Genomic DNA, 25,138 nt, shown 5'->3' with positions numbered 1-25,138 from the left:
CCCCTACTCCACAAAGCGGAACGTAGAAGTCACCGCGTCGAAGATGTCGAAGAACGAGTCCGCCAGGTCGAGGACCTGGCTGCTGCCCGAGACCAGGGCGACCTTGCCCTCCTGGCCGGGGACCGGGATGAAGGTCTGCATCAGGACGACGCGGATCGTACGCTCGTCGCCGTCCACGGATATGTCCTCGATGCCGTACGTACGGGCCGCGAGGCCGACGCCCGGGATGTCGACCGTCGTGACCTTCCGCCACGCGTCGCCCTCCCGCTTGGCCTCGCGCACGCCGAGCTGGGCGACGATGCGGTCCGGGTCGGTGGGGAGCACGTCGCCGTTCGGTGTGCGGGCGCCGACCAGGGAGACGGTGACCGAGCCCGTGACCGGCGTATCGCCGCCGAAGCTCTCCGCCATGCAACCGCAGTACAGCGCGCCGGACTGCCAGGCGTCCTTCGACGCCTTGCGCAGGAACCCCTCGAAGGTCTCCCGGTGCGGGGCCAGCTCCGGGCGGGCGCGGACACGGTCGTTGATCATCTGCCGGATGGCGGCGTCACGCGACTCGGGCCGCACGTCGAACTCCCACCACGTCTCCGGCACCTTGATGCTGAATCCGCCGCGCGCGATGGTCTGCGGTGCTGTGTAGCGGGCCATGGCTGGCACTCTCCCCGTCCCCCGGTCCGAAGTTTCCGGCCGCCAGCCTACGGGGGCGCCGCCGGGCGGCTACTCCCCGGTGGCTCCGTCGATCCGCTCCCTGAGCAGGTCGGCGTGGCCGTTGTGGCGGGCGTACTCCTCGATCATGTGCGTGAGGACGTAGCGCGGCGAGTACGTGTCGTCGCGGAAGTCGACGGTGACGTCCAGGGAGTCGAAGGCGTCCACGATGGCGCGGGAGCGGGCGCACTCCGCGTGCCAGACCTCGAACGCCTCGTCGGGGTCGGCGTCCGCCACGTCGAAGTCGGCGTGCTCGCCGGGGAGCCGGCCCTGCCAGTTGGCGCGGAGCGCCTCGCCGTTGAGGACGTTGCGGAACCAGCTGCGCTCGACCTCGGCGAGGTGCCGCACCAGCCCGAGCAGCGACATGTCGGACGGCGGCACGGCCCGCTCCTTGAGCTGCTCGCCGGTCAGTCCCGCGCACTTCATGGCGAGGGTCTCGCGCTGGTATTGGAGGAAGGCGGTGAGGGAGGCGCATTCGTCGGCGGGGGCGTGCGGGGGTTCGGTTCGGGGGGTGGGGGCGGGGATGGGGGTGGTGGTGGAGGTGGAGGTGATGGTTTCGTCTGGCATCGGGTCATCATCGCGGGGATGGGGCGGCGCTGTCTCAGCGGACGGGCGTTCACCTGTGCACGTCGGCGCGGCCCAGCTCCTGAAGCCCGGCGATCGTCACCTCACGCCGCTCGCCTCCGCCGAGGTCCACCGCGCAGACACCGCCGACCCACTCCACCCGCCGCACCTGCCCGTGCCGGTTCTCCCACTCGACGGAACTTCCCTCCGCGCTACGGGATCGGTATTCGCGTGGTAACCGTGCACCGCGGGCGCCACGACACCCACGGCGTCGAAAGGGCTGCCTTCGTACCGGAAACCTTCGAGGGATGTCAGGTGGGTCTCGGCCCCGACGAATTCCGCACTGCGCTCGCGTCCGAATTCGAGGATCTCCCGTACAAAGCCCTCGTCGTTCGCTCCCCGCACATTGACCTGGAGCAAGTGCTCACGGTCATGGCTGAGCGCGGCGGTGAAGCTGAACGATGGGTTGGGGGACCACTGCCAAGCGGCTTCCATGCCGAGAAGTGGGGCGATTCCGGGGCGCCCGGAGAGTGCGGTGGTGAAGTCCATGGCGACCTCCCTACGGTGCGGGGTGAAAGGGGCAGGCGACGCGGCTGGAACTTGTGGGGGCTCGGCCGAGAGTGGACGTGTGCTTTCAGACAGGTGGCCTGCCCGTCCCGAGCTGCGCCCGGACCCATTCCCGGTCGCCCTCTCACCCCCTCCCCCGTCCCCTCCGCTTCCTCCTCCCCCGCTCAACCAATCGGCCCCCAATTCCTCCGCGGCCGCTCAACCTCCCCCACGGCCTCCGGGGCAGCCGCACGCCGCCGCCCGGACCGCGCATCGCTCACCAGGCCGTACAGCACGCCGACCAGCACGCCGATCGCGGGCATTCCGAAGAGCCCGGCGACGCCGATCGAGAACCATCCCTTGCTGTCACCGGCGTACAGACTGCGGATGCCGGTGACGGCGAAGCACGTCACCACCACACCCCAGGGCAGCAGCCAAGGCCAGAAACCGGGCTGGGGGACCGGCTCCTCGCGGCGGCCCTCGCAGTACGCCGCGTACCAGTACCGCACACACCACCAGGCCACCGCCCAGACGGACACCGCCGCCGCCCCGAGCCCCAACCGCATCACCCACCCGACGCGGTCGCCGAACGCGCCGAAGGTCAGCCCCACCCCGAGTATCAGCGTCAACAGGAAGAGCATCGTGCCGACGGCGAGACGGTGCCGGCGACTGCCGTCGAGAGCGTGCGGCGAGATGTACATGCCACCACCTTAGGGAGGTGCGCGACCGGGTCCGGGCCCCCTCACTTCCCCAGGACATCCACAGAACGGGCGCCTACGGAGGGGCATGATCATGGCAAAGTAGTGCCCTGTGCAATGCGGGACCCCGCTTAAGTACCGTATGCATTGCGCCAATGAGGCCGAGATGCGACACAAATCCGGCAAGCGCGGCACGTACGACACGTACGGCAAGCGCGGCAAGAACGGCAAGCACGGACGGCGGGACAGCAAGAACGGGGAGACATGTCCGGATCCGACCTGGTCGTCGACTTTCAGCTGCTCAACACGTCGGCCAGCCAACTCAGCGCCATCGAGACCGAGTTCAAGAACCTCGGCGAATGGAAGGACGACATCAAGTCGGCGGTCGGTGCATCCGACATCAAGGATGCGATGGGTGACTTCGTCGACAACTGGGACAAGAACCGCAAACGTCTTCTCGAATCTCTCGGCGAGGTCGGAAAGATGGTCGAGAACACGCGGGACGCTTTCAAGAAGCTGGAAGACCAGTTGTCGAAGTCGGGCAAGAAGAAAGAGAAGTAGCGCTGCGTAGTGCGTTTCGCGCGGTGCGTACTCCGCACCGCCCGATCGGACCGCGCGAGCATGCTTCACGCATTCGGGGGAGAAAGAAATGGCTAGGCCCAAGGACTGGCAACCGCTGCGCGAGAGCGACCCCGTGCCGGGTGACCCCGTGGCGGTGCGCGAGCAGGTCAAGCACATGAAGAAGATCGCCGAGTACCTGCGCACGCAGGCCGAGGCGCTCAACGCCATGGCGGACGCCGACAACCTCAAGGGCAAGTACGCGGAGAAGCTGGGCGAGGACTCCCGCGCCCTCGGCCGCAAACTCGACGAGGCGGAGGACCGCTACCGGGAGGTCAAGGGTCACCTCTCCGGCTGGGCCGAGGATCTCGAAGGGTTCCAGAAGCGGGCCGACAAGGCGCTCGGCGATGCCAAGGAAGCCAAGCGCATCATCGACGCCCACGAGAGCAAGCCCGACTCCGACAAGAAGGCCAAGGACGGCGACGACAAGGACAAAAAGGGCGACAAGGGATCGGACACCGAGGACCCGGCCCTGAAGAAGGCCAAGGAGGACCTGGAGGACGCCCGCGGGCGGCTCAACTCCGCGGCCGGGGACTACGACGAGCGCGCGAGCCACTACGCGGGCAAGATACGCAAGTCCATCGACGACGACATGAAGGACAGCTGGTGGAACGACTTCAAGGCCTGGGTCGCCGACGCCGACTGGATCGGTGACTGGGCGGACAAGCTCAGCTGGCTCGCCACGGTCGTCGGCATCGCCGCCATGTTCTTCCCCGCGCTCGGTGTCATCGCGCTCGCCCTGACCATCGTCGTGGCCGCCGCCCACCTGTTGATGGCGGCGACCGGCAACGGATCATGGTTCGACGTCGTCATGGACATCGGCGCGCTCAAGATGGCGCGCAACGGCGTGAAGGCCGCCAAGGCCATCAAGGCGTTGCAGCAGAGTTCCCGCAAGACCGCCGCCGGAGTGGCCAAGGAGGGCGCCCAGTCCAGCGCGGCCGCGACCCGTAAGAACGCCATGAAGAACGCGGCCAAGGGCGAGAAGAAGGGCGGCGGCAGGTCGGGCGGCGACCGCCAGCGGAACCGGGCCCGCCGCCTCAAGATGGAGCAGAAGAACCGCACGGCCGGCAAGAAGGCGGGCGACGAGGTGCGCGACGCCGAGATGCCCCAGATCACCGCGCAGGAGAAGGCGAGCATGCTCGGCGACGCCCAGCTCGGCAAGCAGATGAAGGACATCAACAAGTGGCGTGACACCTACCCGGACAACACCAAGCTGGCGGAGAACGCCCGCGAGGCCGCACGCCAGAAGGACGCGCTCCGGGGCTCGTGGGCGGTCGGCACCGGCCTGGACGCCGCGGACAAGGGCGGCGACGCGGTCTCCGACGGCGAGTACGGCAGGATGAAGGACCGTATGACGACGCCGCTGCCGGGGACGTCGCGATGGTGAGAGAAGCGCGTTGATGACAGAGCAGCAGCAGCCGTACGAGGCCGGAGCACGGTCGGACCGGCGGGCCCGGCGCCTGACGATCGGCGTCGCCGCCTTCAGGTGGATCTTCGTCCTGGCCCTGCTCCGCATGTTCGCCCCGCCCGCGACCAAGGACTTCTTCGACGAGGAGCTGCTCCCGTGGCCGACGTGGGAGTGGTCGCTGTGCTCGCTCACGCCGGGCCTGCTGATCTGGTGGGCGCGCGGCCCGGAGGAGTGGAAGGAACTGTCGGGCGAGCGCTCCCTCGTGCGTATCGCGCTTCTCTTCTACTTGCTCTACGCCTTGGCCTTCGCCCTCGCCCAGAACATCTGGGTGCTCTGGATCGCCGTCGCCGCGTCCCTCGCCGGTCTGGCCGGTATGTGGCATCTCAACCGCAAGGAACAAGCACGTGCTGTCTGATCAGTCCGAGCCGTCCACGGAGCCGGACACCACGAACGTCGGCGGCACCGACGTCACGCAGCCGCCGGTCACCGGCTATCGCATCCTCCTGCCGTCCGAATGGGCCCAGGTCCCCCTGCGCCGGGGGACGGAGGACGCCGTCCGCCGCATCCTGGACGAGGCCTACTCCCGCATCCCCGCGGACGCCCCGCAGGACAAGATCGGCCCGTACAAACGCGAGTTGGAGCGCCGCTTCCGGGCGTCCGTCGCCGAGGCCCAGCAGAGCAAGGCCCTGGACCTGTACCTGCCGGTGAAGCCCATGGGCGACTTCACCGTCGGCGCTTCGATCCTGGTGTCGGAGTCCGTCGTCCCCCGGCGCCCCGGACAGCGCGAGGCGGTGACCGAGCCGACCGAGGTGGCCGTGCAGTTGCTGTCCCGGGACGGCGTCGAGGACGCCGATCTGAGCTCGGGCGAGATCGACGGCGCGTTGGCGGTACGCCGTGAGCACGTCGCCGACGCCGCCCCGGGCAAGGGCGCCGAACTCGCCTCGCGCCGCGTCGAGTACATCCTCTCCGTGCCGGACGACCCGGACCGCTGGTTCGTGTCCGCGTTCTCGACGGTCGGTGGCGGGGGCCCCCGGGACGAACTCGCCGAGGTCCTCGTCGAATGGTTCGACGCCGTGATGGCCAACTTCCGCTGGAGCCGGGATTCGGATGACCACTGAAGTGACCAATGACGTAACCAATGACGTAACCGATGAAGTGATCGATGAAGTGATCGATGAAGTGACCACTGAAGCGAAGAAATACTTCTGGAGCATCATCGACATCGAGGACATCGATGCCGACGCCTGGGTCCTGGTCCCGCCGAGGGCGGGGCTGGGCGCCCCCTTCGAGCTGTGGGACGACATCGGCGCCTGGGCGAGGGAGGTCGCCGAGGAGCTGTGGGAGGACTACGACCTCGCCCCCGGCCCGAACGGCGTCGACTTCGTCGCCGGCACCCTTCAGCGCACCGCCGAGGCCCTGTCCCCGCCCGGCTCTGACCACTGGCTCTTCCTCCACCTGGACCACCCGACCGACGTGCCGCTCCCGGTCTGCGCGGCGATCGCCCCCGCCGCGGGCCCCCACGAGGAAACCCTCCGCGCCCTCACCTGTGCGGACGACAGAACGGCCGTCGAGCCCCCGGTCGTCAAGCCCATCAAGTCGGACAAGCTCGGCAAGGGCCTGACCACCTTCCGCTACGTCCCCCAGGACGACTCCCCGCACCTCCTGGCCTGCGTCCGCTACGCATGGCAGGTCGAGGACCACGCGGCGGACGTCGTGATCTGGACGGCGTCGGAGGACATCGCCCATGTGATGCGCGCGGCGGAGGACCTGGAGGCGCTGGCACGGTCGCTGGGGGTCTGGGCACCCTGATCCCGGCAGGGCGGTGCGCCCCTGCTGGCGCGTCACGACACGGTGACAGTCGGTCAGGATGCGGCGACTTGTCCCGCTATCGACCCTGGCGGATCAACAACCCCACGGTTAACGTCGGCCCGTTGCAGACACCCCTCGCCCCACCGGGAGCCGACCGTGAACCGCCGCACCATGCCCGTCACCGCCGCGCTCGCCGCGACCGCAGCCCTGCTCCTGACGGCATGCGGCAGCGGGGACGACGGTGACTCGAAGGACAAGGACAAGATCGCCGGCGCCGACGAGGGCTCGGCGAAGCCGAAGAAGTCGCCGGACCCGTCGGGAGCCCCGGCCGCCGACAAGCCGGACGGCGTGGACCTCTCGCTGCCGAAGAGCATGAACCTGGTCTTCGACTGGGACAAGCCGAAGGACAAGAACGAGGCGGCGGCGATGAATGACGCCGCGAACTTCATGCGATCGATTTACCGGGGCGTCGACAAGCGGTCGACCAAGGACGCCTCCTTGACCGCCTACGGAACCGGTGAAGGACTGCACTACGCCAAGGTGCAGATCAATGAGTGGATCAATGGTGGTTGGACCGCAACAGGCACCCGGCGTCATTACCAGGCGACCACACGCTCCGCCCCCAACGGCAACTCCGTGGAGGTCGCTTTCTGTGCTGACACCGGGAAGTTCTATGGCAAGGAGGTCAAGACAGGGAAGGTCCTGAAGACCAAGCCCAGTGCCAAGGACTTCGGCTACTACAAGATCATCATGGTCAAGTACCCCACAGGCAAGGGGCTCTGGCAGGCGTCCAAGGTGTTCGTCGAGACGGAGGCGAAGAAGTGTCAGTGAACAAAGCACGCTGCACGTCCCTCGGTGTTAGCGCCACCCTGGCCCTCACCGTCGGCATTCTTGCCCTCGTGGCACCCAACGCCACGGCGGAGCCGGTGGACTTCGGCAAGGGTGGAGGCACGGAAGAAAAGGGCGGCACCGACAAGTCCGGAACCGGCATCTACGCCGCCGCGAAAGTCCAGTACTCCGGAGCCGTCGCCAAGGGCGGCGGCAGCGGCAACGTCGCCTCGGCCGACGTCAACTGGAACCCCCCACCCTGCTGGTACGCCCCGACCTACGGCGCCAAGGAATTCAAGAAGAAAATGTCCAAGGAGCTCAAGGACGCCGCGAACGCTCCCGGAATGTCCGGGCACGCGGGCGCGGCGATCAATGAGCTCCAGCGGCACTACGAGGACGACTACGGCTGGACGGACACCCCCGGCTACAAGGACTACAACGTCGACAAGGACGGCGAGGGGATGTTCTGGGCGGCCGTCGAGAACCCCGACGAGCCGGACATTCTGAAGCGGACCTCGTGCAGTGACATCCCGTTCTGGGTCGAGAACGGCGAAGCCCCGCCGCCCCAGTACGAGGAGGCCATCTCCCCGGAGATCCTCGCGGCCCTCGCCTACCAGCACATGGAGCTCCCGAAAACCAAGGTCACCCTCGCGCCCGAAGGCACCACCAAGGTCAAGCTGCCCACGTGGGCGTGGCTCGACAAGGCCGCCTTCGACGAGGTGAAGGCGACCGCGGCCATCAACGTCCCCGGCTTCGACATCGAGGCGACGACGACTGCCAGGCCCAAGTCGCTCACCCTCGACCCCGGCACCACGGACGCGACCACGCTCCCCGCCAACGGCGAGTGCCCCATTGTCGGCGACAGGATCGGTGAGCCCTACGCGCAGGGCAAGGCCAAGGAGACCCCACCCTGCGGCGTCGTCTACGGCCGCTCGTCCGCCGGCGCCACGTTCCCCCTGAAGGCCTCCCTCACCTGGGAGATCAGCTGGACGGGCACGGGCCAGGACGCCCCGGTCGGCATGCCCGACGGGAAGATCGAGGCCGTACAGGACGTCACCGTCGAGGAAGTCCAGTCGATCAACCGATGACAGCCGGCGGCAGAGACGCGCGGAGGTCGACACCGTGCTGCGTGACGGGGTCGGCGGGCAGGACGTGCTGACCCAGTCGCTCACCGAGTCCGCGAATGCCAAACCCTCGCAGATGGACGGTTCGGCGGCAGTGCGCAAGGAGCGCACGATGCCGGGCGACCCGCAGAACGGCTGTACAGGACCCCGAGGTCATCGGCTGGATCACCTCGAACATCGACGAGTTCGACGCGTTCGCCAGGAGCCTGTTCGTCAATCTGGACGCCTGACACCGTTCTTGTCCGGGGACCCCAATGCCGCGGCGGAACCCGCCGACTTCGGCAGAGGAGGAGGAACGGAAGCGCAGGGCGGCAGTGAAAAGTCCGGGAACGGCATCTATACCGACGAGGAGAGTCCGACGTGATGTCCAGGGGCGACCAGCGCATGGTCACCCGCCGCCTCGGCATCCGGGCCGAAGCCGCGGGCTGGTGCACGATCGGCAAGATCCCCGACCCTCCGGCCGAGGCGCTTCGGGCAGCCGGTGAGCCGCGGCTTCGTCCCGCGGCCCTGCCTCCGCTGGGCATGATCGGCACGGCCCTGGCCGTACCTCTCCTGCCGTTCGTCACGCTGCTGTCCCTGCTGGACCGCCTCCGCGAGTGGTTGTTCGAGAACAACGGAGACGAGAATCGGCGAGCACGTGAGGACGAGGCGCGGCTCAAGATACTCGTCGCCGAGCAGGGGCTCGACCGTGTCTTTGACGGCAACTGGGACGGCGAGGCTGGGCAGTTCCTGCTGCGCTGGTACAGCCATTCCTCTCACCATCAGCGTTTCGTCGTCGCGACTCAGGACGAGATCGTTCTGGCTGCCCCACCGCGCCGCGTCTCGGTGGGGCGGGAGAAGCACATGGAGATTGTCGCCCGCCTGCCCGCCGGGGCTGCCGAGGTCGTCGACCCGTTCCACGGTGAGTTCAGGTCCCAGTTGCTGCTGCTGAGGTTCCGTGACACGTCCTGGATCCGGCTCACGTCGGAGGAATTCCGCAGCGAGCTCCATATGCACGCGATGCGACGGGCCCGGACCGACAACTGAGGCTGGGCGCCACCGCGCGGGTGGTGGTCACGCTCCCTCGCACCGTTCCTTCGCGGAGCCGAGCGGCTGAGCGGCTGAGCCGCTGAGCGGCCGAGCGCAGGGGCTGTCGCGCCGGCCCTCCCCTCTACTCCCAGTGCAGCGTCCCGGCCACCGTGTCGAAGAGTTCCACCATCTTTGGTGCCAGGCCTTCCATCGGGGTGGAGAAGGTGAGGGTCAGCCACTGCTTACTCGCGGGGACGGGAACGTGGTACGCCACGGTGGTCGTCGCGAGGGTGTTGCCCATCTGGCGCTCGGGGTCGGGGGCCTCGGTCTTCTCAGTCCGTACGGCGTCGCCACCGGCCTCCAGCTTCCGCACCTCAGCGGGGCGGCCGGTGTCCGCCAGCCGACGGGCCAGGTCGTGCGCCGTGGTACAGCCGGGCCAGCCGTCCGGCAGCAGGCTCACGAGCAGCGAGGACGCCAGAGGGAGGCCACCGGCGGTCAGCAGCGAGATGTACAGCTCGAGGCCGCCCTCGCGGTGCGCCGCCTTCGCCTGCTTCTGCAGGTCCCGCATCAGGCGTTCCTTCAGTACGGGTGCGTTGTCGATGCCCTCGAACTGGCGGTCGGCCAGCGCGGCGATGCCTCGGTCGCGCTCGTCGGGGTCGAGGTGCAGCTGGAACCAGCCCGCGGGGACGAAGATCGTGTAGTCGCTGGGAGGGGTGTCCCATTCGGTCCGCAGAGGCATGTCAGAGCTCGCTGGGGTGTTCGGGGGCGGGGGCCGGGTCGGGCTCCGGCGGGACGGGTACGAGACGCAGGGAGGGCACGACGCGGTCCACGAGGTCCGTCAGCTCGTCCGTACGCTCGAAGTTGAGCCACCTGGCCTCGACCAGCAGGATCTCCTCATGGCCGGTCGGCCAGACCCAGTACCGGACGCACTCGCTGAGCTTCTTGCCCCAGCCGAAGCGTCGCTTCTCGACCAGTACCGCCTGCACCCTGACGGCAGGGCCGATCGGCAACTCGACCTCAGTGATCTGAGCGTCGCCCTTCACCTCGGCGTAGGACCACTTCAGCAGCATCCCCTCGTACTCCTTCGGGGAGGGCCGGGTGACACCGTCCTCCCCATAGGCGAGGACCGCCATGTCCGCCAGGAACACGCCGCTGTCGGTATAGGCGACCGCGGACAGGAGCGGGCCCGACTCGTGGAGCGACAGGGCATGCTCCTGCAGTTCCTGCTGGAGTGCTGCCTTGCTGACCCCCAGGCGCAGCGGGTCGAACTGCTCCACCAAGTCCGCGGCCACTCTCCGGGCTTCCGCCTCGGTGCCCTCGTGCAGGGTGAGCCCGAGCCAGCCACCGTCGAAATCGAATTCGACGACGAAATCGTCCTCCTGGTCCGGCCCATTTCCGCTTGCACTGTTCTGCTCTTGCTCCATCACGACACCTCGTCGAAGAATAGGCCGCCTGCGGTGACACCACTACCGGCCACGCTCAGCTGCGTCGCCCTGCGCGACAGCTTGTTGACATCGAACCCGATGTCCTTGAGGCCCTTGCCGAGATCCTTGGCCTCATTGAGGGATGACGCCGCGGATGAATCCGCCAAGGTGAAGGACTTGCCCATCCCCTTCAGATAACTGCCGTTGCCGCGTTCCTTCAAAACCCCGCCCATTTCACGGTAACCGCCCTTGAAGCCGTTCTTCCAGGTGGAACCTTTGAAGAGCTCAGTCACGGGCTCCCGGAGCGACTTCCCGATGTCACCCTTCTCCAGCCCCTTGACGAGTCCCGCCCGGCGGTTGAACTTCTGGCGGTTCCGCTTGAGCTGCCGGCCGGTCAACTTGCCGCTCTTGGCCGCCTGCATACGGTCCACCAGCCCCTTGGCGTAACGACCGCTGACCTTCGTCATCGCCTTGCCCGCACCCATCATCAGCAGGCCCACGGCGGCCGTGGCAAGAGCCGTCCACGACTCGTCACCCATACCGACCTGGATCGCCGTGCAGGCGATGTTGATGATGGTGGCCACCATGGAGACGGCTCCCAGGAGTCCCGCAAGCCCTTGGCCGACGACGGGAATCCAGCCCACTGCGAGAGCGGCGATGCCGGCCCATTTGGAGATGTTTTCCGTCCAGTTCGCCACGACGTCCACGACCTGGGCGAAGTCGTCCCAGAAACCATCCTTGAGCGCATCGTCGGAGATGACGTCGTCGATGGCCTCACGCGCCTTGCGCGCCGCATCGTCGCGAATGCTCTGCGCCTTCTTCAGCTTGTTACGAGCCGCTTCCAGGGACTTCCCGGCGGCCTCCGCCCGGTCCTCCAGCTTCTCCTTGCGCTCCTTGTCCTCCCCCTTGCCGCCCCCACCCTTGTCGGGCTTCCCGGAGAGGCCGTCGAGGCTCTTTTGTGCGGCACTCCTGTCGGCCTCGGCTTCCTGGGCCTCCTGCCGGGCGATCTCGGCGATCCGCTGGGCGCGGTGGAGTTCCGTGGCGTAACTGGCCGGCTGGGCGGTGGCGTTGGACTCGTAATCGGGTCCGTGGTCGACGATCCGGTCGCCGACCGCATCGGCCACTGTCTTGTAGCGCTTGTGCGCGGCCTCCAGGCGTCCCCGGCACTTCTTGGCCTTCTCGCGGAACTCCTTACCGGCGTCACTGTCCCACGACGTCACCTCGGACGCCGCCTTGAGGTGGCGGACCTGGCGTTCGAGCTCGTCGGCCGTCTTACGGAGCTTGCGGCCCAGCTGTTCCAGGCGGTCCGGGTTGCCGGGGACCGGGTCCTGGTCGGCGAGGGGCTGCCAGTCTCTGGGGCGCGCGCCGGCCATCAGGACTTCTTCTTGTCGGAGTCGCGGAGCGCCTTGGCCAGTTCGCTGTCCATCTTCTCGTACGTCTTGGCTGCGGCCTTGGCGATGTCACCCAGGCGCTTGATCTCGTCGCCGAGTTCTTCGCGATGCTTGTCCCAGTTGTCCACGAAGTCCCCGAACTGCCAAGCCAGATCATGCTCCCCGAAGTCGTCCTCGTACTGGCCCTTCAGCTTCCCGAGCCCGTCGAACGCCTCCCTGATCCTCCCCAGGCCGACGCCCATCTCCCGGATGACGTTCAAGTCGTCGATCTTCGCGTACTCACCCATCGGTACCCCCGCAGTCACGTCGTGGTGTTCCGCACCTCGGAGATGCAACGAGAGCGGGGTGACGGCGATACCCCCCGTCACCCCGCTCCAGACGCACACAAGCCGGTCGGCTACTTCCGCGCAGCCCGCCCCAGCTCATCATCGATCTGCTCGTACTTGTCCGCGGCGTTCGTCAGGTAGTCGCCCATGCCGTCCAGGCCCTCGAGGGTCTTCTTCGCGCCCTCGACGAAGTCGTCGAAGTTCTCGTCGAACGCCTTCGAGGCGCTCTTCGTGACGAAGCCCGTCTCGACGAGGTTCTTGATGTACTTCTTCAGGCCGTCCAGCTTCTCGTTGAGCTTGTCCTTCTCCTTGACGACGTGCTTCGCCGCGTCACGCATGTCCTGATATGTGACATCAAGGTCCTTGGCCATGTGGCTCTCTCCCTATCAACTCGCCGCAGGGCCAACCCCCGTGGCTCCTCTTTGCGGATGGTGCGATCTTCCGCTCGTGCGCCAGCAGCTTACGGGTGAGGTTGCTGGGAACGCAGCCCGGTTGAGTCACAGCTCTGCTATGAGCGAGTGCGAAGTGGTGGGTGCGATTCCGGTATGGGGGCGGGACGCGGCTGACGCGGGGGCCGTTGCCTGTGGGACGTGGGCCGTTGCCTGTGGGAAGGGGTGAGCGGATATCGTCAGGCGCATTGTTCAGCTCCGGGGAGGACGATCGTGCGCCTGACTCTGACCGTCGTCGATCCGTTCGGCGGGGGCTCCGCCGACGTCGTTCTCGACGCCGATCCCGAGTCCACCGTGCGGGACATCGCGGTGGAACTGGCCCGGCAGGTCGGCCACAGCGGTGCGCAGGTCATTCCCATCGGGCAGCCCCGGCAGGCGGCCGCCGCGGGCGTGCCGACGATCTACGTCGACGGGTACGCCGTCGACCCCGCCGCCACCGTCGTCACCTCGCCGCTGCGCGAGGGCGCCGTCGTGAGCCTCGACGATCCCGCCGGGTGTCTGCCGGGCGAGCCGTCGGGGCTCGTCGAGCTGCGGGTCGCGAGCGGGGCCGCCGCCGGCGCCGTGCACCGGCTCGGGATCGGGCGGTACGACATCGGGAGCGGGCCCGCCTCGTATGTCCGCGTGGACGATCCGGAGATGCCTGCGCGCGCCCTCACCTTGTCAGTTGCAACCGATGGGACCTGCCACGTCACCCTGCATGGGGAGGAGAAGGACAAGGAAGGCGTCACCCTTGACGGGGAGCCCTTCGGCGTGGAGAAGGAAGAGCCGGAGCCCGCCGGGGACACCCCGCCCGAGGAGGAGTCCAGGAAGGACAGGAAGGCGCGGGAGAAGCGGGAGAAGCAGGCGCGCAAGGAGTGGAAGGAGCGGCGGGACGCCCGGGTGAAGGCGCGGGCGAAAGGGCGGGCCGATACTGTCGCCTGGCCGCTCGGCGCGCAGATCGCCGTGGGTAACACTCTGCTCGAACTCGTCCGGTACACGCCTCCCAACGCCGCCCTCAAGTGGTCCGAGGACGGTGCCGGGCTCGACTACAACCGGCCCCCGCGGCTGCGCCCGCCCGAGCGGCAGACCTCCTTCCGGCTGCCCACGCCGCCCCGCGAGTACGAGGCGCGGCCGCTGCCCTGGCTGATGGCGCTGTTTCCGCTCGTCGGTGCCGTCGTCGCGGCGATGATCTTTGATCGCTGGTACTACCTGATCATGGCGGGGCTCAGTCCCATCATGTTGTTCGGCAACTACTTCATGGACAAGAAGCACGGGCGCAAGTCCCATGCGAAGCAGGTCAAGGAGTACAAGGAGACCAAGGCGCGGATCGAGCGGGACGCGCAGGAGGCGCTCGTCGCCGAGCGGGTCGACCGGCGCAACGCCGTGCCCGACCCCGCCTCCGTCCTCGCCCTCGCCACCGGTCCCCGTACGCGGCTGTGGGAGCGGCGGCGCACCGACGCCGACCACCTGCTCCTTCGGTTCGGGACCGGGCGCCTGCCGTCCGAGGTCGTCCTCGACGACCCGGAGAAGGACGATCACCGGCGGCAGGTGACCTGGCACATCGAGGACGCGCCGGTCGCCCTGCCGCTGAAGGGGCTCGGGGTCATCGGCATCGCGGGGCCCGACGACTCCGCGACCGCTCTCGGCCGCTGGGCGGTCGCGCAGACCGCAACGCTGCACAGCCCGATGGACGTGCAGTTCTACGTCCTGACCGAGGCCACGTCGAAGGAGAGCTGGGACTGGGTGCGGTGGCTGCCGCACGCCCGTCCCTCGGGCGGTCAGGACATCAACGTACTCATCGGGACGGACGCCGAGACCGTCGGCGCCCGCATAGGTGAGCTGACCCAGATCCTCGACGCGCGCGTGAAGGCCATGGAGGAGAACAAGGGGCAGGGCGCGAACTTCGCCGATCCCGACATCGTCGTGGTGTGGGACGGGTCGCGGCGGCTGCGGTCGCTGCCGGGTGTGGTGCGGCTGCTGCGCGAGGGCCCTGCCGTGCACATGTACGCGCTCTGCCTCGACACCGAAGAACGGTTCCTGCCCGGTGAGTGCCAGGCCTTCGTGGTCGCCGAGCCGAAGCCGGACCCGAACGCGTACGCGAGCGGCGGGGCCCTGCCGAGCGCGCCGAGCGGACCCGCCATGCCGCAGCACGCCCCCGGCGGTTTCCCCTCCTTCCAGGCCTGGCACACCACCGCGGCCGACCCGCAGCAGCCGGACGCACCGCGGGAGTTGAGGCTGCGCGTGGAGATGAGCGGCGCCGAGCGGCTGCGTGACGTGCGCCCCGACTTCGTGACGCCCGCCTGGTGTCTGCGGCTCGCGCGGTCCGTCTCGCCGCTGCGCGACATCAGCGGGGAGACCGAGGACTCCGCGCTGCCCGGGTCGAGCCGGCTGCTCGACGTGCTCCAGCTGGAGCCGCCGACGTCCGGTGCGATCACCGCCAGGTGGCAGGCGGGCGGGCAGTCGACGATGGCCGTCATCGGTGAGTCGTACGACGGTCCGTTCGGCATCGACATGCGCAAGGACGGGCCGCACGGCCTCATCGCCGGTACGACCGGTTCCGGTAAGTCGGAGCTGCTCCAGACCATCGTGGCCGCCCTCGCCGTGGCCAATACGCCCGAGAACATGACCTTCGTCCTCGTCGACTACAAGGGCGGGTCCGCGTTCAAGGACTGTGTGAAGCTGCCGCACACCGTCGGCATGGTCACCGACCTCGACGCGCACCTCGTGGAGCGCGCCCTCGAATCGCTGGGCGCCGAGCTGAAGCGGCGCGAGCACATCCTCGCCGACGCCGACGCCAAGGACATCGAGGACTACCAGGATCTCGTGCGGCGCGATCCGTCCCACGCGCCCGTGCCCCGACTCCTCATCGTCATCGACGAGTTCGCGTCCATGGTGCGCGACCTGCCCGACTTCGTGACGGGTCTCGTCAACATCGCCCAGCGAGGCCGTTCGCTCGGCATCCACCTGCTCCTCGCCACCCAGCGGCCCTCCGGTGTCGTCTCCCCCGAGATCCGCGCCAACACCAACCTCCGCATCGCGCTGCGCGTGACGGACGGCGGCGAGTCCACCGACGTCATCGACTCCCCCGAGGCCGGGCACATCAGCAAGAACACGCCCGGCCGCGCCTATGTCCGGCTCGGGCACGCCTCGCTCGTGCCCTTCCAGTCGGGGCGCGTCGGTGGCCGCAGGCCCGGTGCCGCCGACCCGACGCTGCTTGCGCCCTGGGTCGACTCGCTCGACTGGTCGGCGCTCGGCCGCGCCGCGCTGGTGAAGCCGAAGGCGCAGGCCCGCGAGGAGGAGGAGATCACCGACCTGAAGGTCCTCGTCGACGAGATCATCGAGGCCAACCGGGTCATGGGCATCCCCGCCCAGCACAGCCCGTGGCTGCCCGCGCTCGGCGAGACCGTGCTGCTCGACGAGATCCCCGCGCCCGCGCCGCGCACGGCTCCGGGGGCGCTCACGCCCGCCGCGTACGGCGTCGAGGACCTGCCCGCCGACCAGGCGCGCCGCCCGGTCGTCGTGGACTTCGCGAGCTTCGGGCACCTGATGATCGGCGGCGCGCCGCGCTCCGGCCGCTCGCAGGTGCTCCGTACGATCGCGGGCTCCCTGGCGCGTACGCACTCCTGCGCCGACGTCCACCTGTACGGCATCGACTGCGGCAACGGCGCGCTCAACGCGCTGACGCGGCTGCCGCACTGCGGCGCCGTCGTCGGCCGCAACCAGACCGAGCGCGTCGTCCGCCTCATCAACCGCCTCAAGGGCGAACTCTCCCGCCGCCAGGACCTGTTGGCCGACAAGGGGTACGCGGACATCGGTGAGCAGCGGGCCGACGCCGCCGAGGACGAACGCCTGCCGCACCTCGTCGTACTGCTCGACCGATGGGAGGGCTGGCTGCCCACGCTCGGCGAGATCGACCACGGCTCGCTCACCGACGAGATCACCACGATCATGCGGGAGGGCGCGAGCGTCGGCATCCACATGGTGATGACCGGTGACCGGCAGATCCTCGTGGGCCGCATCTCCTCGCTCACCGAGGACAAGTACGGCCTGCGCCTCGCGGACCGCTCCGACTTCTCGATGCTCGGCATCCCGGCCCGCAAGGTGCCCGAGGAGATCGCGCCGGGCCGCGCCTTCCGCAACGAGAGCGGTACGGAGACGCAGTTCGCGCTGCTCTCCGAGGACTCCACGGGTCAGGGGCAGGCCGCCGCGATCGCCGCGATCGGTGAGCGTGCCGCGGCGCGCGACGCCGACGTGCCGCGCCACCGCCGCCCGTTCCGCGTCGACACGCTGCCGAGCCGCGTCACCTTCGAGGAGGCGTGGGAGCTGCGCGACCCGGAGGCCTCGCGCTCGAAGCTGTGGGCGCTGGTGGGCATCGGCGGCGACGAGGTCATGGGGTACGGACCCGACCTGGCGCAGGGCGTGCCGGCGTTCGTCATCGCGGGCCCGGCCAAGTCGGGGCGCTCGACAGTCCTGATGAACATGGCGCGCTCCTTCCGCGCGCAGGGTGTACGTCTCGTGGTCGCCGCCCCGCGCCAGTCGCCGCTGCGTGCGCTGGAGGGCACCGAAGGCGTGTTGAAGGTGTTCACCGGTGACGACATCGACGAGGACGAGTTCGAGGAGCTGATCGACGAGGCGGACGCGTCACCGGAGGAGCCGGTCGTCGTACTGATCGATGACGCCGAGATCCTGGAGGACGCAGACGCCGCGAGCCAGTTCAAGCGGATCATCCAGCGCGGCGCCGACCTGGGTCTCGCCCTGGTCCTCGCCGGTGACGAGGAGGACGTGTGCAGCGGCTTCTCGGGCTGGCAGGTCGACGCGAAGAAGGGCCGCCGCGGCATCCTGCTGTCGCCGCAGGACAGCTCCAGCGGCGACCTGATCGGGCTGCGGATCTCGCGCAGCGTGGTCGGCGGTCCGGTGGCACCCGGCAAGGGCATGCTCCACCTCGGCACCGGCGACCTCGCCACGGTGACCACTCCGCTCTGAGCCGGTCCTCCCGTGGGCACCGCTCACTCCACCCGGGAGAGCCGTGCCTTCGGGTCGCCCGCCGCCGGGTCGTCGGAGGTGTACTTGAGGACCTTGCCGTCGGGGCGCAGGTAGACGGTGTGGGCCTCCTGGGCGCACTGGCTGCCGTTGCCCTCCGCTCCCTTGCCCGTCGCCACGAGGCGCTCGGGTGTGGCCGACTTGAGGGTGAGGACGTCCGTGCAGGTGTTGCCGATCGGGTCGCGCTGGAGGACCGTGCCGAGGCGGTCGCCCGGCTTCGCCTGGCGCAGGGTGACCGTGAACGTGCCGAGAGGGATCGTGCCGTCGCTCGCGTCGGCCTTGCCGCGCCACTTTCCGAGGTAGGCGGCGGGGACCTGCCCGGCCCCCGAGTCGTCGCCGGGCGCGCTGGACGAGCCGGTCGCCGCCGGGGGCCGCGGGCCGCCGCCTCCCGACAGCTCGTCGTCGTCCGGCAGCATCCCGAAGACGAACACCGAGCCGACCGTGACGGCGGCCAGCGCTCCGGCCACGGCGAGCGCGACCGTACAACTCACCCTGCGGCCACGCCCGTTCGGCCCCTCCGGCACGGAGGTCGCGGCCACGGAGACGGAGAACTTGCCGGGCGGGGGCTCGGGGCGGGGCTCCGGCACACGGTCGGCGTGTGAGGCGTGCGGGGCGTGCGGGGCGTGCGGGGCGTGCGGGGCGTGCGGGGCGTGCGGGGGAGGCTCGGCATGTGCGGGAGGCGTGGGGGCCGCCGTCGAGCCGTACGACGGGTCGGGGGGCCCGAACGACCCGTCCACGGAGGGCGTGTTGAACGGTACGGGGCCTGAGTGCGCGTCCACCGAGCCCGCACCCGCCGCCGCCCCGGCCCCCGCCTCCGCCTCCGCGCCCGCCCCCGTGTCCAGGTCGAGCAGCCGCACCGCGCTCCGGCTCACCCGCTCCACGACCGGCCCCGGCAGCCAGCCCGCCGCCACCAGCGCCGCAGCGCCCGCCGGGGCGAGGCGGCGGGCCAGCTCCTCCGGGGCGGGCCGGGCGGCCGCCTCCTTGGCCAGGCAGGCCGCGGCGAGCTCCCGCAAGTCGCCCGTGAGCGCGCCCAGTTCGGGCTCCTCGTGGACGACCTTGTAGAGCAGCGCGGCCGACGAGTCGCCCGGGAAGGGTGACTCCCCCGTCGCCCCGTACACCAAGACCGCGCCGAGCGAGAAGACGTCCGCCGCGCCCGTGACGCCCTTGCCGAGGATCTGCTCGGGCGACATGTAGCCGGGCGAGCCGATGGAGACGCCGGTGGAGGTGAGCGACGCCGTGCCGTCGGTGGCGCGCGCGATGCCGAAGTCGATCAGGCGCGGCCCGTCGAGCGTCAGCAGGACGTTCGACGGCTTCACGTCGCGGTGGACGAGCCCCAGGGCGTGTACGTGCGCCAGGGCCTCGGCGAGGCCCGCGCCCAGGACCCGTACGGAGTGCTCGGGGAGCGGCCCGCCGTCCCGCACCGCCTCGGTCAGCGACGGACCCGCCGCGTACCCCGTGGCGACCCACGGCACCGGCGCGTCCGGATCCGCGTCAAGGACGGGCGCCGTCCAGTCGCCGCCCACCCGGCGCGCCGCGTCCACCTCGCGGCGGAAGCGGGCCCGGAACTCCTCGTCGAGGGCGAAGTGCGGGTGTACGACCTTGACCGCGACGGTGCGGCCGCCCGCGCTGCGCCCCAGATAGACCCGGCCCATACCGCCCGAGCCGAGCCGGCCGAGCAGCCGGTAGGGCCCGATGGTGGTGGGTTCGCCGGCTTCGAGCGGATGCATGACCGTGGCCTCCCCCAGGCGTGCTGTCCGGACACCTCGCGCGACACCTCGCGCGCCTCAGCACTCCGGATCAGCGTAGTGCGGAAGCGGGCGCGGGAACGCGCCGCCCGCATTCCCCTCTCCGCCCTGCCCCGCCCCGTCCCGCACCGTCCCGCCCCGTCGGCGACGGCTATCCCGGCAATTGCCGGATGAGAATTTTAGGGCCGCGGTGATGTGGTGCTGCGGTGATATTTCGGGGCGACCCGGAAAAGTCGCGTGGATGGCGGCCGGGTGGCGTCCGGATTTCGCCGGACCGAATTCCGGCCCCGAGCACACAGCCCCCGGCGCTACGGCTCCAACAGCTCCACCCGCACATCCGCCGGGAAGCCCGTCGTCGGGCCGACCCTGCGGGCGAACTCGGTGACGCCCGCCAGCTGCGCGGCGCCGAAGCGGAAGTCGAGGGTCGTGAAGTACCGCTCCAGGATCCCGGCGTCGAAGGACTCCCAGCGCGCGGCCTGTTCGGCGACCTTCCCGACCTCCTCCAGGGAGAGGTCGCGGGAGGCGAGGAAGGCCTTGTGCACGGCGCGTACGACCTCCGGCTCGCGCGCCGCGTAGTCGCGCCGGGCGGCCCAGACGGCGAAGACGAACGGCAGGCCCGTCCACTCCTTCCACAGCTGGCCGAGGTCGTACACGTCAAGGCCGAGCCGCGGCCCGTCGATGAGGTTGGCGCGCAGCGCCGCGTCGCCGATGAGGACGGCTGCGTCCGCCTCCCGCATCATCAGCCCCAGGTCGGGCGGGCACGTGTAGTAGTCGGGCCGCACGCCGTGCCGCTCGGCGAGCAGCAGCTGCGCGAGCCGCACGGAGGTGCGAGAGGTGGAGCCGAGCGCCACCCGGGCTCCGTCAAGACGGTCCAGCGGCACCTGCGAGACGATCACGCAGGACATGACGGGCCCGTCGCAGCCGACCGCGAGGTCGGGGAAGGCGATCAGGTCGTCGGCGTTCTTCAGGAACTCGACGAGCGTGACGGGCGCGATGTCGAGCTCGCCCCTGACCAGCTGCTCGCTGAGCTTCTCGGGGGTGTCCTTGGTCAGCTCGAAGTCGAGGAGCGTGCCGGTCCGCGCGAGCCCCCAGTACAGGGGCAGGCAGTTCAGGAACTGGATGTGACCGACGCGCGGCCGGGGAATGCGGCGGGAGTCGTGCGTCTGTTCGGCGCCTGCCCCCGCGAAGGCGTTCAGGGGAGAATTGTCCACATCGGCGAGGCTAGCCCTCGTGCGGGAGGGTTCGGGCGCCGGGGGCCCGCCGCGCGGCTCGCAACCCTTCCGTCAACCCCGTCGGGAGCCCCTTCAAACATCCGGGTGACGTGATCTTGCCCCCTATTGCATTCCCGGGTCTGCGTGCTAAGCTCGCCGCAAGTTGCAGTTTGGTTTCCCTTGCAGTACAGAGCCTGCGGAGCATGTAACCCGCAGGCTCTCGTCGTTTTCAGACTTATGCAGTTGTTTAAACAATCGCTGGTTCTGGAGCAGGGCAACCCTTTGGCCCAAGGAGGGCTTATGGCTACCGGAACCGTGAAGTGGTTCAACGCTGAAAAGGGCTTTGGCTTCATCGCCCAGGAAGGCGGCGGCCCGGACGTCTTCGTCCACTACTCCGCGATCAACGCGAACGGCTTCCGCTCCCTCGAGGAGAACCAGGCCGTTTCCTTCGACGTGACGCAGGGCCCGAAGGGTCCGCAGGCGGAGAACGTCACCCCCCAGTAATCAAACGCCTCACTCAGTGAGGTGTGTGATTCCTCCGGTGACTTGATCCGGACATGGATGCAGTACCCAAGGAGCCCTGCTCCTCCGCGTGAGCGGGGGAAGCGGGGCTCCTGCCTTTTTCCGGTCGGCCCTGCGCCGGAAGCTCTACGTGTGCTGCATGATCATCACGAAGGTGGTCCCGGGCTCCAGCGCCTCGTAGGAGTGCGCGACATCCCCGCGGTACGACATGTAGTCGCCCGGAGCGAGCTCCACCGCCTCGCCGCACGGGCCCGCGAGCAGCCGGCCCGTACTGATGACGAGGTGCTCCACCGACCCCGGGATGTGCGGGTCGGACTCGCGGGCGGCGCCCGGCTCCAGGGCGCCGTGGTAGATGTCGCGGCGCACGCCGGTCGGCCCCGCGGAGAGCAGCGTGCCCGCGTAGGACGAGTTCTCGGCGTGCATGGTCGGGCCCTCGCCAGCGCGGATCACCGTCACGGCGGGCGCGGGCGACTCGACGAGCACGCTGAACGGCACGCCGAGCGCGACGGCCAGCGACCAGAGCGTCTCGATGCCGGGGTTGCCGGTGGCCGCCTCCAGCTGGGAGAGCGTGGACTTCGCGATGCCGGCGCGTTTGGCCAGCTCGGAGAGGGAGAGGCCCGCCCTGGTGCGCTCCCGGCGCAGGGCGGCGGCGACCCACTCGCGCGGCATGCGGGACCCGTCGGTCATCACGGTTGCTCCTGGGTCATCACAGTCGTCCGTTCGGTGCATCGGACCGCCTGTTCGCCTTGACGAACGCCGTCCACTCCCCCCATCCTACGACGCATGCGTTCGCCAAACCGAACAGATGACCCGTCCGACCGAACGGGCGAGATATCCACGGAAGCGGAATCGGGATCGGGATCGGGATCGGAATCGGGATCCGCAGCCGAAGCCGAAGCCCCCCGGGGGCTCGTCCGGGTCTCCGACCTTCCGCCCGGCGTCCTGCGCGACATCGCGCTCGTCTGGCTCGCCGACGCCGTCGTCGGCGTCTCCTTCGGCGCCATCGCCGTCGGCGGCGGGCTTCCCGTGTGGGTGCCGGTGCTCATGTCGCTGCTCGTGTACGCGGGCTCCGCCCAGTTCAGCGCGGTCGGCATCCTCACGGCGGGCGGCGGCCCGGTGGCCGCGGCGGCGACCGGCCTGCTGCTCAACTCCCGCACGGCGGCGTTCAGTCTGGCGCTCGCCGACGACCTCGGCCGGTCCTGGGCGGCGCGGCTGATCGGTGCGCACCTCGTCACGGACGAGACCGCGGCGTTCGTGCTGGCCCAGCGGGGGCGCGAGCAGCGCAGGGCCGCCTTCTGGATCTCCGGCGTCGGCCTGTTCGTCGCCTGGAACCTCAGCGTGCTCGCGGGCGCCCTCGCCGGGTCCGCGCTCGGCGACACGGACCGGCTCGGGCTCGACGCGGCGTTCCCCACGGTGCTGCTCGCCCTGGTGCTGCCCGCGCTGCGGAGCGACAGCGCGGCGCGGCGGGCCTCGGCGGCGGGTGCCGTCATCGCGGTCGTCGCGGCGCCGCTGCTGCCCGCGGGGGTGCCGGTGCTGCTCGCCCTGCTCGGCCTGCTCGCGGCGCGCCGCCCCCGCCCCGCCTCCCCGAGGAGCACCTCATGAACGCCACACTCGCCTGTGTCCTCGCCCTCGCCGCGGGCACGTACGCCTTCCGGCTGGCCGGTCCCGTCCTGCACGGCCGCGTGGAACTTCCCCCGCGGGTGCAGGAGTTACTGGCCGTCGCCGCCACGGTTCTCCTTGTGGCCCTCCTCGCCACCGGCGCCCTCACGGAGGGCCACGACTTCGCGGGCTGGGCGAGGCCCGCGGGCGTTCTGGTGGGCGGTGTCCTCGCCTGGCGCAGGGCTCCGTTCGCCGTGGTCGTGGTGGCCGCGGCGGCGACGACGGCACTGCTGCGCCTGGTGGGGGTCCAGTGACCCGCGCGCGTGGGGTCACTGCTCGTACCACGCGTGGGGTCACTGCTCGTACAACCCCTCCACCACCCCCGCGTACCGCTCCGTCACCGCCTTCCTGCGGACCTTGAGGCTCGGGGTGAGGAGTCCCGCTTCCACGGTGAAGTCCTCGTCGAGGAGGGCGAACGCGCGGAGGCGGGCGGGGCGGGAAACCGTGGCGTTGGTGGCGTCCACCGCCTGCTGGATCAGTTCACGGACGCGTGGGTCGCGGGACGGGGGGTCCGTCAGGCGCACGCCCTCGCGGGCGGCCCACGCCGTGACCTCCTCCGCGTCCAGCGTGATGAGCGCGACCGGGTAGGGGCGGTGGTCGCCGACCATCACGGCGCGGGACACGAAGCGGGTGGTCTGGAGGGCCAGTTCGGTCAGTGACGGGGTGAGGTTCTTGCCGCCGGAGGTGATGATGAGGTCCTTCTTGCGGCCCGTGATCGTGAGGAATCCGTCCTCGTCGAGAGCGCCCAGGTCGCCGGTGTGCAGCCACCCCTCGTCGTCGATGACCTCCCGCGTGGCCCGCGGGTTGTTGTGGTAGCCGAGGAAGACCATGGCGCCCCGCGCGAGCACCTCCCCGTCGTCCGCGATGCGCAGCTCGACGCCGTCGACGGCACGGCCGACCGTGCCGTACCGCACCGCTCCCGGGTGGTTGAGGGTGAGGACGCCCGCCGACTCCGTCATCCCGTACCCCTCGTACACCTCGATGCCGCAGGCCCGCAGGAAGTCGACGGTGTCCGGCGCGATGGGCGCGCCACCGGTCAGCGCCCACCGGACGCGGCCGCCGAGCGCCTGCCGGACCAGGCTGTAGAGGGACGCGTCGGCCGCTTCGTACGCTTCCCGGAGCTCGTCGGGCAGCTTGCCGTCGGCGGCGAGGACCCCGATGCGGACGGCCTCCTCGAACCGTTCGCGGCCGCCCTCCCGCGCCTCGGCGAGGGACAGCACCACGGACCGCACCTTCTCGAACAGCCGGGGCACGGACGGCAGATGGGTGGGGCGCGCCTCGGCGAGCTCCGCGACCACGTCCTCGACGCGCCCGCCGAAGAAGGTGAGCGTGGCGCCCCCGATGAGGGTCGTGAACTCGATGAGCTGGGCGAGGAGGTGGGCGAGCGGGAGGTAGAGGTACGTGCTGTCGCCGGGGCCGCCGTCGACGAGCGGCACGGCGGCGGCCTGCACGGCGAGCAGGTTGCCGTGCGTGAGCAGACATCCCTTGGGCGGCCCGGTCGTGCCGGAGGTGTAGATGATGGTGGCCAGGTCGTCGCCCTGCCGGGCTTCCGCCCGCGCCAACAGGTCCTCCAGAGACTCAAGTTCGGATGGCTCCCCCGTCATGAGGGTCACGTGCCGCACGCCCGGCAGGCGGCCCCGCAGCCGCTCGATCTTCGCCGCCTGCGCCGTGTCCTCGCAGATCACCACCGTCGCGCCCGAGTCCCCCACGACCCAGGCGACCTCGTCGTCCCCCGCCGTCGGATAGACCGGGACCACGACGGCGCCCGTTGCGAGCACGCCGAAGTGGGTGCAGGTCCACTCGGGGCGGGTCTCGGCGAGTACGGCCACGCGGTCGTCCGGGCGGACGCCGAGCGCGAGCAGTCCCCGGCCCACGCGCCGGGCGGCGTCCCGCAGTTCCCCGTACGACATCTCGGTCCACGCCCCGTCGCGCCGGAACCGCAGGGCAGGCAGCTCCCCGTGCCGCTCCGCCGCCCATTCCGCGAGAAGCGCCAGGCTCCCAGGCAGTTCGGATGGCTTGAGTGGTTCCTTCCGCACCTGATGCGGGTCCTTCCGCGTCTGCTGCATGCGTACGACGCTAGGGACCGC

Annotated in this window: 26 protein-coding genes; 13 read left to right on the top strand and 13 right to left on the bottom strand. The window is 69.9% G+C overall.

Annotation, left to right across the window (positions count from 1 at the left end):
* Positions 1–3: 3 nt before the first annotated feature.
* The 4 genes from ACZ4Z4_RS29350 to ACZ4Z4_RS29335 all read right to left on the bottom strand — a co-directional run bounded on the left by ACZ4Z4_RS29350 (position 4) and on the right by ACZ4Z4_RS29335 (position 2,513).
* Complete coding sequence (locus tag ACZ4Z4_RS29350; RefSeq protein WP_468333801.1) at positions 4–645, bottom strand: hypothetical protein; 642 nt, start codon at positions 643–645, stop codon at positions 4–6.
* Between the two features lie 69 nt (positions 646–714).
* On the bottom strand, positions 715–1,269 hold the full coding sequence (locus ACZ4Z4_RS29345; protein WP_468333798.1) for a DinB family protein: 555 nt from the start codon (positions 1,267–1,269) through the stop codon (positions 715–717).
* 96 nt (positions 1,270–1,365) lie between these two features.
* Positions 1,366–1,815 (bottom strand): hypothetical protein, encoded by a 450-nt coding sequence (locus ACZ4Z4_RS29340; RefSeq protein ID WP_468333795.1) that lies wholly within the window; start codon positions 1,813–1,815, stop codon positions 1,366–1,368.
* Positions 1,816–1,997: 182 nt separating this feature from the next.
* Positions 1,998–2,513, bottom strand: a complete 516-nt coding sequence (locus ACZ4Z4_RS29335; RefSeq protein ID WP_468333792.1) for a hypothetical protein — start codon at positions 2,511–2,513, stop codon at positions 1,998–2,000.
* 261 nt (positions 2,514–2,774) lie between these two features.
* Here ACZ4Z4_RS29335 and ACZ4Z4_RS29330 point away from each other — a divergent pair, with 261 nt between their 5' ends.
* The 9 genes from ACZ4Z4_RS29330 to ACZ4Z4_RS29290 all read left to right on the top strand — a co-directional run bounded on the left by ACZ4Z4_RS29330 (position 2,775) and on the right by ACZ4Z4_RS29290 (position 9,323).
* Complete coding sequence (locus tag ACZ4Z4_RS29330) at positions 2,775–3,071, top strand: hypothetical protein (RefSeq protein WP_468333789.1); 297 nt, start codon at positions 2,775–2,777, stop codon at positions 3,069–3,071.
* 88 nt (positions 3,072–3,159) lie between these two features.
* Positions 3,160–4,515, top strand: a complete 1,356-nt coding sequence (locus tag ACZ4Z4_RS29325; protein WP_468333786.1) for a putative T7SS-secreted protein — start codon at positions 3,160–3,162, stop codon at positions 4,513–4,515.
* A 13-nt stretch (positions 4,516–4,528) separates the two neighbouring features.
* Positions 4,529–4,951, top strand: a complete 423-nt coding sequence (locus tag ACZ4Z4_RS29320) for a hypothetical protein (protein WP_468333783.1) — start codon at positions 4,529–4,531, stop codon at positions 4,949–4,951.
* Positions 4,941–5,654, top strand: coding sequence for a hypothetical protein (locus tag ACZ4Z4_RS29315; RefSeq protein WP_468333780.1), 714 nt, complete (start codon positions 4,941–4,943; stop codon positions 5,652–5,654). Before ACZ4Z4_RS29320 ends, ACZ4Z4_RS29315 begins: the two co-directional genes overlap by 11 nt.
* Before the next feature lie 61 nt (positions 5,655–5,715).
* A complete protein-coding gene (locus ACZ4Z4_RS29310) occupies positions 5,716–6,345 on the top strand; it encodes a hypothetical protein (RefSeq protein ID WP_468333777.1) in 630 nt (209 codons plus the stop codon).
* 156 nt (positions 6,346–6,501) lie between these two features.
* Positions 6,502–7,176, top strand: a complete 675-nt coding sequence (locus ACZ4Z4_RS29305) for a hypothetical protein (RefSeq protein ID WP_468333775.1) — start codon at positions 6,502–6,504, stop codon at positions 7,174–7,176.
* Positions 7,173–8,261: a hypothetical protein gene (locus ACZ4Z4_RS29300; protein WP_468333772.1), complete on the top strand. Its 1,089-nt coding sequence runs from the start codon at positions 7,173–7,175 to the stop codon at positions 8,259–8,261. Before ACZ4Z4_RS29305 ends, ACZ4Z4_RS29300 begins: the two co-directional genes overlap by 4 nt.
* A 34-nt stretch (positions 8,262–8,295) precedes the next feature.
* Complete coding sequence (locus ACZ4Z4_RS29295) at positions 8,296–8,661, top strand: hypothetical protein (protein WP_468333769.1); 366 nt, start codon at positions 8,296–8,298, stop codon at positions 8,659–8,661.
* A gap of 20 nt (positions 8,662–8,681) precedes the next feature.
* Complete coding sequence (locus tag ACZ4Z4_RS29290; protein ID WP_468333766.1) at positions 8,682–9,323, top strand: hypothetical protein; 642 nt, start codon at positions 8,682–8,684, stop codon at positions 9,321–9,323.
* A gap of 124 nt (positions 9,324–9,447) precedes the next feature.
* Here the strand turns inward: ACZ4Z4_RS29290 and ACZ4Z4_RS29285 are convergent, their stop codons facing one another.
* The 5 genes from ACZ4Z4_RS29285 to ACZ4Z4_RS29265 form a co-directional block, all read right to left on the bottom strand.
* Complete coding sequence (locus tag ACZ4Z4_RS29285; protein WP_468333763.1) at positions 9,448–10,044, bottom strand: hypothetical protein; 597 nt, start codon at positions 10,042–10,044, stop codon at positions 9,448–9,450.
* Between the two features lies 1 nt (position 10,045).
* Positions 10,046–10,729: a hypothetical protein gene (locus ACZ4Z4_RS29280; protein WP_468333760.1), complete on the bottom strand. Its 684-nt coding sequence runs from the start codon at positions 10,727–10,729 to the stop codon at positions 10,046–10,048.
* Entirely contained in the window at positions 10,729–12,102 is a 1,374-nt protein-coding gene (locus ACZ4Z4_RS29275; RefSeq protein WP_468333757.1) for a hypothetical protein, read from the bottom strand. Before ACZ4Z4_RS29275 ends, ACZ4Z4_RS29280 begins: the two co-directional genes overlap by 1 nt.
* Positions 12,102–12,425, bottom strand: coding sequence for a hypothetical protein (locus ACZ4Z4_RS29270; protein ID WP_468333755.1), 324 nt, complete (start codon positions 12,423–12,425; stop codon positions 12,102–12,104). The genes ACZ4Z4_RS29275 and ACZ4Z4_RS29270 overlap by 1 nt, the downstream gene beginning before the upstream one ends.
* Positions 12,426–12,517: 92 nt before the next feature.
* On the bottom strand, positions 12,518–12,817 hold the full coding sequence (locus ACZ4Z4_RS29265) for a WXG100 family type VII secretion target (RefSeq protein ID WP_127910200.1): 300 nt from the start codon (positions 12,815–12,817) through the stop codon (positions 12,518–12,520).
* 291 nt (positions 12,818–13,108) lie between these two features.
* On the opposite strand from ACZ4Z4_RS29265, the gene ACZ4Z4_RS29260 reads away from it, so the two are divergent.
* On the top strand, positions 13,109–17,857 hold the full coding sequence (locus tag ACZ4Z4_RS29260; protein WP_468333752.1) for an FtsK/SpoIIIE domain-containing protein: 4,749 nt from the start codon (positions 13,109–13,111) through the stop codon (positions 17,855–17,857).
* Positions 17,858–17,880: 23 nt separating this feature from the next.
* On the opposite strand, the gene ACZ4Z4_RS29255 is transcribed toward ACZ4Z4_RS29260, so the two are convergent.
* Both ACZ4Z4_RS29255 and ACZ4Z4_RS29250 read right to left on the bottom strand, forming a co-directional pair.
* Positions 17,881–19,641 carry a serine/threonine-protein kinase gene (locus tag ACZ4Z4_RS29255; protein ID WP_468333749.1) on the bottom strand — a complete coding sequence of 587 codons (1,761 nt, stop codon included), beginning with the start codon at positions 19,639–19,641 and terminating at the stop codon, positions 17,881–17,883.
* A gap of 326 nt (positions 19,642–19,967) precedes the next feature.
* Complete coding sequence (locus ACZ4Z4_RS29250) at positions 19,968–20,804, bottom strand: menaquinone biosynthetic enzyme MqnA/MqnD family protein (protein WP_468334237.1); 837 nt, start codon at positions 20,802–20,804, stop codon at positions 19,968–19,970.
* A gap of 366 nt (positions 20,805–21,170) precedes the next feature.
* Between ACZ4Z4_RS29250 and ACZ4Z4_RS29245 the strand changes: the two genes are divergently transcribed.
* Positions 21,171–21,374 carry a cold-shock protein gene (locus ACZ4Z4_RS29245; protein WP_018528239.1) on the top strand — a complete coding sequence of 68 codons (204 nt, stop codon included), beginning with the start codon at positions 21,171–21,173 and terminating at the stop codon, positions 21,372–21,374.
* Between the two features lie 144 nt (positions 21,375–21,518).
* Here ACZ4Z4_RS29245 and ACZ4Z4_RS29240 read toward each other — a convergent pair whose 3' ends face one another.
* Positions 21,519–22,079: a helix-turn-helix domain-containing protein gene (locus tag ACZ4Z4_RS29240; protein WP_468333746.1), complete on the bottom strand. Its 561-nt coding sequence runs from the start codon at positions 22,077–22,079 to the stop codon at positions 21,519–21,521.
* A gap of 96 nt (positions 22,080–22,175) precedes the next feature.
* On the opposite strand from ACZ4Z4_RS29240, the gene ACZ4Z4_RS29235 reads away from it, so the two are divergent.
* The gene (locus ACZ4Z4_RS29235; protein ID WP_468333743.1) at positions 22,176–22,994 is read left to right on the top strand and encodes an AzlC family ABC transporter permease; all 819 of its coding nucleotides are present in this window, start codon (positions 22,176–22,178) and stop codon (positions 22,992–22,994) included.
* Positions 22,991–23,305: an AzlD domain-containing protein gene (locus ACZ4Z4_RS29230; RefSeq protein ID WP_468333740.1), complete on the top strand. Its 315-nt coding sequence runs from the start codon at positions 22,991–22,993 to the stop codon at positions 23,303–23,305. The genes ACZ4Z4_RS29235 and ACZ4Z4_RS29230 overlap by 4 nt, the downstream gene beginning before the upstream one ends.
* 39 nt (positions 23,306–23,344) lie before the next feature.
* On the opposite strand, the gene ACZ4Z4_RS29225 is transcribed toward ACZ4Z4_RS29230, so the two are convergent.
* Complete coding sequence (locus ACZ4Z4_RS29225) at positions 23,345–25,117, bottom strand: AMP-dependent synthetase/ligase (RefSeq protein ID WP_468333737.1); 1,773 nt, start codon at positions 25,115–25,117, stop codon at positions 23,345–23,347.
* Positions 25,118–25,138 lie beyond the last annotated feature (21 nt).

Source organism: Streptomyces sp. NPDC030245, from assembly GCF_055572995.1.
Note: the sequence above shows the minus strand (reverse complement) of the source record. Positions and strands in the feature narration are given on the sequence as shown.